Consider the following 8,963-nt stretch of genomic DNA (forward strand, 5'->3'; position numbering starts at 1 on the left):
GTAGAATTACGTAATTCTGAAACCGCAGACTACACCGCTTTACATGAAAAAATGAAAGCACATGGTTTTTATCAATTCACCAGATTTCCTGGTAGCGATGACTTCTTCAGTCTACCTGATGCTGAATATGTGTTTTATAACGTAAGTGGCACCGAATCAGTCTCTTACGTTGGCCATCTCGCCAAAAATATTGCTCAACAAATCCGGCCTAATCCACGAATCGTGGTTTATGAGATTAAGGACTCATTTCAGCTCGGTCTGGATAAGTTTTAGCTCCGCAAGAAGTCTTTCCCGGGCTTCGGTAGCTTCTGTTGCTGTTTCAAGATGTCCAATCACATCTTTTAAACGCTGAATGTGCGAGCACAGGTCATCGGCGATTCTTTTTTCCTGATGCTCTGCCAGTGCCCTCCGGGCAATCCAAATGCGGGCCTCGGTGCCTGCGTTTGGTTCCACCTGCTGGAGGCGTTTTGCGTCTTCCAGTAGCAGCGCAATAACATGTTTCAGTTTTGTCTCGCCCATCGTAAACCTCATCAGTCGTTTGCTTTTGTCTTGCTGGATAGCGCCTGATTGAACTCGTTGAAGCTAAGGGCTTCTTCACCTTCAGCAAGGCTTTCAAAGTAATCTTCGTATGCCTTTTCCATGATCGTGCTGTTATCCATGCTTACCTCATTACCCTCTTAACGCCGGGTTGGCGGAACGTTTTGCTAAGTATCACTGAGCCGTGATTGCTGTCGATGGGATAAACTTAACTAAAATAAAGTTTATTCGCAAGGGTTTTTCTTGCAAAAAAGTAAGTTGAGGCATGAAAAAAAAGTAACCTATTGAAAAGGCTACTTTTTAAGGGAGTTTTGCTTTTTGCGGACTTTCAATAATTCGTCAAAGAGCCGATTGAAGTTATCAACCCTTACTTCTAACTCATTGATTATTGACTCCTTTTCTGAATCAGGTAAGGCATCGAAAAGTTGCAGCATCCTCTGCTGTTGTTCATCAAGAACAGAGGCCGCCTCATTAGGCGGTTCGGGTTGCTTATCTTCATCACCGAAAAGTAACCATGCAGGCGAACATCTCAATGCAGTGCTTAATGCAAAAAGGTTTTTGCCTTTAGGCTCTGCGTCTCCAGTCTCCCAGCGATAAACGGTAACGTGAGATCTACCGACCATATCGGCCAGCTTCTGCTGGGCCAGGCCCAGTTCTTTACGACGCGCTGCGATGCGCTCATGTAGTGACATAGGTTTCATGGACTTAATATAAATCAAGTTGACTTGCGTTAAGTAAAGCAATAACCTCTTGCAAAAAAGTAAGGAGGGATGAACGTGCTTACAGAAGAAGCAATAAAATTCTTCGGTAATAAAACCAAATTAGCCATTGCTGCTGGTGTTACCCAGTCGGCTGTATCTCGTTGGGTCAATGCCGGATTCATTCCGAAAGGATCGGCTGCCGTACTAAGCAATGCTACACAAGGCAAGCTGATGTTTGATACGGAATTTTATAAGCAGCTTAAATCAGAGCGGAATCAAAAGCGCATTAACAAACGAAACAAAACTGAATGATTCGTAATCATTGCAAGACAAGTTTTTAAATCACTGGATGAAAGAATTATTAAAGATGAATACCACACAAAAAAGCACAACCAGCAAGGAATTACAGATTGAAACCCGGATCAGGAGCGGCATAGCCGCCCTGGGCGTGGCGCAGGTTGCAAAAAAAATGGGTGTGCATCACTCACAAATTAGCCGGATGCAGACCGGAAAAAATTGTTTTGTTGAGCGTGCTGCCAGGTTGCTGGCGGTTATTGGATTCGATGATCGTGAAGAGACAGTAATCATCAAAGGCGAGCAAACAGCAGAGGTAGCGAAAGCGCTGATCTCAATGCTGGAGCATTTAAAAGGCGAAACCCCGGACTGCGGCAACAGTTCCGGGGCTTCTGAGTGCAAATAAATCGTACATTTGCGAGGTAATTATGCCAGGAGCTTTGAAACCTGTAAACGCTGGCACTTCCCGGTTGGGTGAAGTTGTTCAGCTATACCCTGAAAAACGGGAGGTCTGTGAACGTGTGGCTGACTTAGATAACGGGTTTACCCGAATCGCAAATGAGCTACTTGAGGCTATTATTGTTGCCGATTTGACGGCGCGACAGTTGAAAGTTGTGCTGGCGGTAATGCGCAAAACTTACGGGTTCGGCAGGGCGCTGGATCGCATTTCTAATGTGCAGATTGCGGAGGAAACTGGGATTCATCATACCCACATCTGCAAGGCAAAAAATGAGCTTATCGCGATGAACGTTCTTGTTTCATCGGGTAACCAATTGGGCATTAATAAAGTCGTATCTGACTGGAAAACAGGCATTAGCCAAAACAGCAAAACATTAGCCAAAACGGCTAATAAAAGTTTAGCTGAATCAGCTAATACCAAAAGCAATGAAAGATTAGCCAACTTGGCTAATAAAACATTAGCTGACTCGGCTAATAAAACATTAGCCAACTCGGCTAAACACAAAAGAAATAAAAATAAAATATATATAACCCCCCTAACCCCCCAGGGGGGAAAGGCGAAATTTAACCCGCTTGAGGTCGATCTGCCTGACTGGCTCGATCCGGCTGTCTGGCGTGAATGGGTTCAGTACCGCGCCGAGAGCAAAAAACCGATCAAGTCCATGCTTACCGTGACGAAGGCCATCAAGCTGCTGAGCCAGTACCGGGATGCTGGCGATAATCCGGCGGAAGTGATTAACCAGTCCATCGCCAACGGCTGGCAGGGTTTATTCCGCGTCAAAGCGCCCGGACGCGCCGTAGCCCCGGTTAACGCTGGTCACGTTCCGCACTGGAACAGCCCGGAAGCGTGGGAGGACGTGTTTTGAGCCAGCAACTGATTCAGGCCATCGCACAATGCGACAACCGCACGATCTCCCGGCTGGCAGGTAAATACCATCCGGCGCCGGAGCGCCCCGAACAGGGCGTAGTAAACACCGAGGCTGAGCGTCTGGTTGATGCGCTGTTTCGCCAGCTCAAGCAGGTATTCCCTGCGGCAAACGCCACCAGCCTGCGCACCGAGGCTGACGAGGCCGCAGCAAAGCAGCAGTGGATCATCGCTTTCGCCGAGAACGGCATCACCCGCCGTGAACAACTGGCCGCAGGCATGAAGCGAGCACGCGCCAGCCTTTCCCCGTTCTGGCCGTCGCCGGGGCAGTTTATCGACTGGTGCCGTGAAGGGGAGTTCGAGCAGGCCGGGCTTCCGGCAGTGGCCGAACTGCTGGCAATGGTGCGCACCTACTGCGCCTGTCGTGGGCTTTACGCCTCCCCGGAGGATTACCCGTGGCAGCAGGCGGCTCATTACTGGCTGGTTACGGGCCTGTATAGCGGAATGCGCCTGAACAGCTGGACAGAGCAGGAGTTGGCGGAGCATGCAAAGGCCGAGCTGGTAAAAATGGCCCGGCGTATCGCCAACGGCGAAACCATCCCTGACCCTGTGCCGATGATCGAACAGCCCAGGCCGCAGCCCGTTTCCCGCGAGCGGGGCTTAGAAATCATCGCCAGATTACGGCGCGACATTTTGAAGAAATCAGGCAAGAGCATTTCATGAGGTAAAACTATGACACCGAGCAAAACCCTTAAACAACCACTGCCGGAGGCCACCAGCTTCACCACTAGGCAGGTTGCGCGTGGCTGGCAAAGGCTCGCACACAGCCTGCTAGTGGATGAGAAAGCCGAAAGCGTAAACGTGGTTTTTGATGAATGCCGCATGAGCGCGGCTATGAGGCGCGTTCTTTGTTTTTATGGGGTTATCCCTGCCTCATCGGTTTTTAACGACTCAGTGGGCTGATTTGGCCCTTATTCTCTATTCTAAGCTTATGGATGAGCTGGTGAGTTTGAGGTGAGTATTAGTTCTCACATACACTGAAAGCTGTTTCGAGGGGTTCTAGCACCCAGATCAAAAATGTGATTTTTACCAAAAAAGACTTAACTTGATATATATCAATTTTCCGAAAGTGTATTCGCTATGCGTTTCATTAATGTCATTGAATAGTTAATTTTTGATTAAATTACTGTTGCGGTGTTTTGGGGGAGTCCTAATAATCGCGCCTGAATTGAATCAGGCCTGATTACTTTCTTTGTCAATTGTTATCGTATGTGAAGGGTTTATACTGTGAAAGTAATCAACTTATCGTTGCCGGAGAGCGGGTTAATTCTGATCGACTGCAAAAGTGGCAAGGTCGTCGGGAAAATTGATGAGGTAAAGACTCGCAGCGGGAAGCCGAAGATACCAGAACGAGTGCTGTTTACGCGCTTCGATAAAACCCGCTGGAAGTCAGCGGCACTAAGAAAAGATGAATTTGTGTGTTCACTGAAAACCTTCAAGGAAATTTCATCTTCTGTGGCACGCAGTGATGCAAAAGGCAATTGGTTTTAGTTAAAATACCCCCCGAGCCTGAACAGCTCGCTAAGTAATACTGGGCCATTCAATGGAATTAATGGCGCAGATGCAAATTCTAAAACTCCCCGATTTTGCCCTGCTTTCGGCTTTACCCGTAAGCGGGGTTTTTCTGTGTTCGGCGTTCGGCCTCTCAGGAGGTGCGGCTTGAGCTTCCCTAAAGACGGCGTGCGTTTGCACAAATCCAATTTTTCAGCGGTCGGCAAGCAGTTAGAGCCGCTACTGGCAGGCGGCGACTGCTTCCGCTTGATCGTCAAACCGTGGCGCGAGTCTCGCAGCCTCTCACAGAATGCGCTCGCGCACATGTGGTTTAACGAAATCAGCGCGTATCTGATTAAGCGCGGCAAATCCTTCGCAACCCCTGAGTGGGTAAAAGATGCACTTAAGCATTCCTACCTCGGCTACGAAGAACGCGAGATGACCGACGTCATCACCGGCGAGAAAACCACGATCCGCTCCCTCCGGCACACATCCGATCTCGACACGGGCGATATGCACTTCTTCCTCACGCGCGTAGAGGCCTGGGCGCTGAGTATCGGGTGCCCGCTCACCATTCCGGCCGACTGTGAATACATGCAGTTGCGTCAGAAGCAGGAGGCTTAATCATGCGTATGGGCTGGTTTGAACATAGTGATTGCTCTGCCGAAGAAGCTGATGAGTTGATATCCCGGTATCGCCTGCGCGGGGCAAAAGTTGAGCGCTATCTTTCTGCGGACTGCCGTAAATTCACCGTTCGCGTGCTCCTGCCGGAGAGCAAATACCCGCCACGCCAGGACAGAACGTTTCAGCAGCGGGTGTGGGGGTGACTATGGGGAGTATTTACCGGAGTGCAAAATGGCTGGCCGCTGTGCGCCAGATAGAATGTTGCGTGCTCTGTAATCGCTGGGGCGTACAGGCTGCTCACCGTAACGAGGGTAAGGGCACAGGACTCAAGGTCGATGATAGTCTGACGGCAGCGCTGTGTGTTGACTGCCACCATGCGATTGATAACGGCAGAGAACTGACAAGAGAGGAGCGTCGCGCATTAATGGATCGCGCCATCGTTTTGACGCTCAGGGAGCTAACAAGACGCGGTTTGATTATGCCCAAGTGATTTTTGAGTACAGAGGTGATTTTTATGCGTGATATTCAGATGATTCTTGAGTGTTGGGGGGCATGGGTGGCAAATAACCACGAAGATGTTACCTGGCCGTCCATTGCTGCCGGATTTAAGGGGGTGATTCCGTCAAAGGTTAAATCACGTCCGCAATGTTGTGATGATGACGCAATGGTTATCTGTGGCTGCATGGCTCGTCTGAAAAAGAACAACAGTGACTTGCATGATCTGCTCGTGGATTATTATGTTGGGGGAATGACTTTTATGGCGCTTGCAAGGAAACATGGACGTTCAGATTGCTGGGTTGGTCGTTTGTTGCAAAAAGCAGAGGGGAACGTGGCTGGTATGTTAATGATGTTGGATGTTAAACTAGAGATGGAATGTTAATTTAATTCACATGGGATTTTTTTTCTTTATGAGGGGCGAATAACGCCCCTAAACTAGAATATTTTAGCTGCCTTTTTGTCTGGCAGTATTAAGTTGTTGAATGGTTTCTTCTATTAAGGTAATTATTCAAATGGTATAAAATATGAAGATGGGTTCTATATTAACACTTACTCCATGCTAAGTGAATCCTGATAGCGCTTAAATGCCTCTGCGAAAGCTAGAGCTGCATCAGCATTTGATACCATGTATTCTTCAGTTATGCCTGTTTTGGACTGGAAATATAACTTTCCATAAATGCAAATTGGAATTTGATAGTTATCTTTAAATCGTCGGTCTGGTGAGCCATCTTTATTTGTTTTTGCCCATGTATGTCCAGCGATGCAGGCATCACTCGGAACACCATCCTCTTCATGGAACCCTTGACGCTGCGCATTAATTTGTAATTCCCGTAAGTCAATCAGGGCAAATGCCCCATCGGGGCGAGGAATTACAGCAATGCCGGGATAAAGTAATATATCGTCGCCATTGGCGTTTTCAAATCGCATTGCTCGTCCAGCAAAACGAATTAGAGCTGTTGAAGCGAAATCAAATACGACTGGATGACGATCAACTGCTCGTGTAGCTAACGTCCTTTCTGCAAACTGATCTGTAGCTTTATCTGCGGTAATATCCCATTTTTTTATACTTGATTTTAAAATATCGAAAGCACGAATCGTTGCAGCATAAGCCCGTTGTGAGGAATCGCTATTTTCGAAATCAATGACGATTTTAGTGTTATCTTCCCAGGATACAAGACGAGATACTTCTGCTTGTGTTTGTAGTAGCGTTGCTTCAAGTTCTGCAATGCGACGTTTATAAAACCATCGAAACAGGCTTGACTTACGTCGAGTCAATTCGCTCTTTTGTCTTGATTCTTCTGCAAGAGCCTCTTGTAAGTCCGTTGCTATTTCCGTTCTCTGTTCTCGTGCTTTAACGATCAAGTCTCGTAAAGGTAAAAGAGATGCACTTGTCAAGGCCTCTACTGAGGCACTAGAGATTTCATTCATGCCTGCTTTGGGCATGTACATTTTTGCATTTGATGGGGTGTTGCCTGAAATTAACTCAGGTGTATCAATAGGAGATTCTACAGACGACGGATTTAGCGGAATGGTTGTGGATGGTTTATCTTTGTATGGTAAATGAGGTGATGTATACGATAAACTAGGACCGGGTAACCCTACAGTTGATTTAATTCCTTTTGGGCTAACATTAACTGTGGCTCCGGGGACACCAAAACTTGCGCTTACCCCATGTTTACCGATGTTAAGGTGAACTCCGGGGAAAATGGTAAAAGTTTGTCTGAAGCGAAGAGACATAAGATAATCCCTGTGTAGTAATGTCTAAAGTTACATTCCATACTGGCAATAATACTGCGATGAGACACGAGGCTCATTGAGGATTTTTGCATTTTGCTGACATGAATTCTATAGAAATTATGTTGATAAACATTTTACAATCGTAAAAAAACAAATATGCTGTTAAGAGTGGTTACTTCGCTACACACCTTAAACCCGCCGCTGAGCGGGTTTTTCTTTTTCTGTTGCCGCTTTCAGCGATAGTTGTTTTTGTTATAAACAATACAAAAATTTACCCATTTTTAAATTACGGTTATTGAATTGCCATCTTTGTTGAGTATTATTTGCGCCGGTTCTGAATGATGGTGGCTCCTACCCTGACTTGCTCCTGTCATGAAGAACCATCCATGCCGATTTAGCTCAGCAGGCAGAGCAACTGACTTGTAATCAGTAGGTCACCAGTTCGATTCCGGTAATCGGCACCATATGCGGGTATCGTATAATGGCTATTACCTCAGCCTTCCAAGCTGATGATGCGGGTTCGATTCCCGCTGTCCGCTCCAGTCACATTGTAAGTCGTTCTGTTCAGTCTGGAAGGGGAACCTGCTTAGCAGGAGCAGGTGTTTCCCCGCGGCTTTAGCTTATAGATAGTCACAATCATACATAGGGTGATTGCCCCGCTTCGGCGGGGCTTTTTTTATCCGCTTCCTCAGGCTCGCTTCGGCGGGCCTTTTTCATAACTGCGCCACGCCCGGCGCATCGTCAACCACAGAGCCTTTCAGGGGTGAGCCTACGGGGTGGTCAGTATGACTTTCTCTGTGGGCTGATCACCCTCGGGCGAAGGCTCACCCTCTAAAAGGAAAAGTCACATGTTTGGTCTTTTTAAAAAGAAAACCCGCAAAGTCGTTACCGAAGTCAGGAAGATGGAGAACCGGGATGCAGTGGAGGCGACCGTCTGGGGCGCATATTCCATTGCATATGCCGACGGCACCTGCGATGCAAAAGAAATTGCGGTACTGGAGAAAACCATCGCTGCGCTACCGGCTTTTGCGCCGTTCTCCGGTGAGATTGCACAGATGAGTGCCAGTATTCGCGCCCGTTATGAAGCATCCCCGCGCAGTGCAAACGCTCAGGCTCTGCGTGAGCTTGCCGATGTGGCGGGCACCGCAGAGGCGGTTGATGTGCTGTGCTTATGCCTTGATATCGCTGATCAGGATGGTATCGGAGAGCAGGAAGAAGCACAGCTCAAGAAAATTGCGCAGGCGCTTCAGTTACCGCTGGACCAGTACCTGTGAAAAGTGTGCGCATTGTGCTGGCTGCCGTCCTGCTGTTTCTGGTAGTAGCGGTGGACTTCACCGGGCGGCTGATGTCGGTGCTGGCAGACGCTGTGCTGGTGGCCGGAGTGATCGCCGTGCTCTGGCCATTGATGCGTAAAACAGAATAACACCATGCAAAAGGCATCTGCGGGTGCCTTTGACAGGGTGTTGTTTTTAAGGGCTCTGGTGGCCCTTTTTCTTACAGGAGAAGCTCATGTCTGAACCCTTATCCGGGACGGGCGCGGCTGCGGCGCTCGGAGGGGCGACCGCATTCGGGCTGTTTACCAACACGGATTTCGGAATTGTTTTCGGTGCGTTTGCCGGTGCGCTGTTTGTGGCCACGATGCCGCAGGCGCTTTCCGCCTGGCGGGTGGCATCGCACTTTCTGGTGTCGTTTATTGT

The 8,963-nt window shown here is 48.3% G+C and carries 17 protein-coding genes and 2 tRNA genes; 15 read left to right on the plus strand and 4 right to left on the minus strand.

Annotated elements, in window-relative coordinates; translation table 11 throughout:
• Positions 1–273 (plus strand): hypothetical protein (locus AACV31_RS12230; RefSeq protein WP_221413635.1); only part of this gene is annotated, 273 nt, incomplete at its 5' end.
• On the opposite strand, the gene AACV31_RS12235 is transcribed toward AACV31_RS12230, so the two are convergent.
• The 3 genes from AACV31_RS12235 to AACV31_RS12245 all read right to left on the minus strand — a co-directional run bounded on the left by AACV31_RS12235 (position 244) and on the right by AACV31_RS12245 (position 1,238).
• On the minus strand, positions 244–519 hold the full coding sequence (locus AACV31_RS12235) for a hypothetical protein (protein ID WP_237714227.1): 276 nt from the start codon (positions 517–519) through the stop codon (positions 244–246). The two genes, AACV31_RS12230 and AACV31_RS12235, sit on opposite strands and share 30 nt — an antisense overlap.
• A gap of 11 nt (positions 520–530) precedes the next feature.
• Positions 531–659, minus strand: a complete 129-nt coding sequence (locus AACV31_RS12240) for a hypothetical protein (RefSeq protein ID WP_255491435.1) — start codon at positions 657–659, stop codon at positions 531–533.
• Between the two features lie 171 nt (positions 660–830).
• Complete coding sequence (locus AACV31_RS12245) at positions 831–1,238, minus strand: helix-turn-helix domain-containing protein (RefSeq protein ID WP_081590888.1); 408 nt, start codon at positions 1,236–1,238, stop codon at positions 831–833.
• A 75-nt stretch (positions 1,239–1,313) separates the two neighbouring features.
• Here AACV31_RS12245 and AACV31_RS12250 point away from each other — a divergent pair, with 75 nt between their 5' ends.
• From AACV31_RS12250 to AACV31_RS12290, 9 genes are all read left to right on the plus strand, one after another.
• A complete protein-coding gene (locus AACV31_RS12250) occupies positions 1,314–1,550 on the plus strand; it encodes a Cro/CI family transcriptional regulator (protein WP_032990936.1) in 237 nt (78 codons plus the stop codon).
• Positions 1,551–1,605: 55 nt separating this feature from the next.
• Positions 1,606–1,938: a helix-turn-helix domain-containing protein gene (locus tag AACV31_RS12255; protein ID WP_080787372.1), complete on the plus strand. Its 333-nt coding sequence runs from the start codon at positions 1,606–1,608 to the stop codon at positions 1,936–1,938.
• A 115-nt stretch (positions 1,939–2,053) separates the two neighbouring features.
• Positions 2,054–2,857 (plus strand): replication protein, encoded by an 804-nt coding sequence (locus AACV31_RS12260; protein WP_165157115.1) that lies wholly within the window; start codon positions 2,054–2,056, stop codon positions 2,855–2,857.
• Positions 2,854–3,579: a replication protein P gene (locus AACV31_RS12265; RefSeq protein ID WP_165157117.1), complete on the plus strand. Its 726-nt coding sequence runs from the start codon at positions 2,854–2,856 to the stop codon at positions 3,577–3,579. The genes AACV31_RS12260 and AACV31_RS12265 overlap by 4 nt, the downstream gene beginning before the upstream one ends.
• Positions 3,580–4,143: 564 nt before the next feature.
• The gene (locus tag AACV31_RS12270; RefSeq protein ID WP_165157119.1) at positions 4,144–4,407 is read left to right on the plus strand and encodes a hypothetical protein; all 264 of its coding nucleotides are present in this window, start codon (positions 4,144–4,146) and stop codon (positions 4,405–4,407) included.
• A gap of 168 nt (positions 4,408–4,575) precedes the next feature.
• Complete coding sequence (locus AACV31_RS12275; protein WP_165157122.1) at positions 4,576–5,031, plus strand: YbcN family protein; 456 nt, start codon at positions 4,576–4,578, stop codon at positions 5,029–5,031.
• 2 nt (positions 5,032–5,033) lie between these two features.
• The gene (locus AACV31_RS12280) at positions 5,034–5,234 is read left to right on the plus strand and encodes a hypothetical protein (RefSeq protein WP_165157126.1); all 201 of its coding nucleotides are present in this window, start codon (positions 5,034–5,036) and stop codon (positions 5,232–5,234) included.
• A 2-nt stretch (positions 5,235–5,236) separates the two neighbouring features.
• A complete protein-coding gene (locus AACV31_RS12285; protein ID WP_255491437.1) occupies positions 5,237–5,521 on the plus strand; it encodes a DUF1364 domain-containing protein in 285 nt (94 codons plus the stop codon).
• Positions 5,522–5,545: 24 nt separating this feature from the next.
• Positions 5,546–5,911 (plus strand): antiterminator Q family protein, encoded by a 366-nt coding sequence (locus AACV31_RS12290; RefSeq protein ID WP_165157128.1) that lies wholly within the window; start codon positions 5,546–5,548, stop codon positions 5,909–5,911.
• A gap of 167 nt (positions 5,912–6,078) precedes the next feature.
• Here the strand turns inward: AACV31_RS12290 and AACV31_RS12295 are convergent, their stop codons facing one another.
• Positions 6,079–7,266 (minus strand): DUF4236 domain-containing protein, encoded by a 1,188-nt coding sequence (locus tag AACV31_RS12295; RefSeq protein WP_165157130.1) that lies wholly within the window; start codon positions 7,264–7,266, stop codon positions 6,079–6,081.
• 388 nt (positions 7,267–7,654) lie between these two features.
• Between AACV31_RS12295 and AACV31_RS12300 the strand changes: the two genes are divergently transcribed.
• The 5 genes from AACV31_RS12300 to AACV31_RS12320 form a co-directional block, all read left to right on the plus strand.
• Positions 7,655–7,730: transfer RNA gene (locus AACV31_RS12300), tRNA-Thr, on the plus strand.
• Between the two features lie 3 nt (positions 7,731–7,733).
• Positions 7,734–7,808: transfer RNA gene (locus tag AACV31_RS12305), tRNA-Gly, on the plus strand.
• Between the two features lie 306 nt (positions 7,809–8,114).
• Positions 8,115–8,540 (plus strand): tellurite resistance TerB family protein, encoded by a 426-nt coding sequence (locus tag AACV31_RS12310; RefSeq protein WP_165157132.1) that lies wholly within the window; start codon positions 8,115–8,117, stop codon positions 8,538–8,540.
• Entirely contained in the window at positions 8,537–8,689 is a 153-nt protein-coding gene (locus AACV31_RS12315) for a DUF3927 family protein (protein ID WP_165157134.1), read from the plus strand. Before AACV31_RS12310 ends, AACV31_RS12315 begins: the two co-directional genes overlap by 4 nt.
• An 86-nt stretch (positions 8,690–8,775) precedes the next feature.
• The coding region (locus AACV31_RS12320; protein ID WP_221413636.1) for a putative holin at positions 8,776–8,963 on the plus strand (188 nt) is incomplete at its 3' end.

Source organism: Cronobacter sp. EKM101R, assembly GCF_963888145.1.
Lineage (GTDB): Bacteria > Pseudomonadota > Gammaproteobacteria > Enterobacterales > Enterobacteriaceae > Cronobacter > Cronobacter turicensis.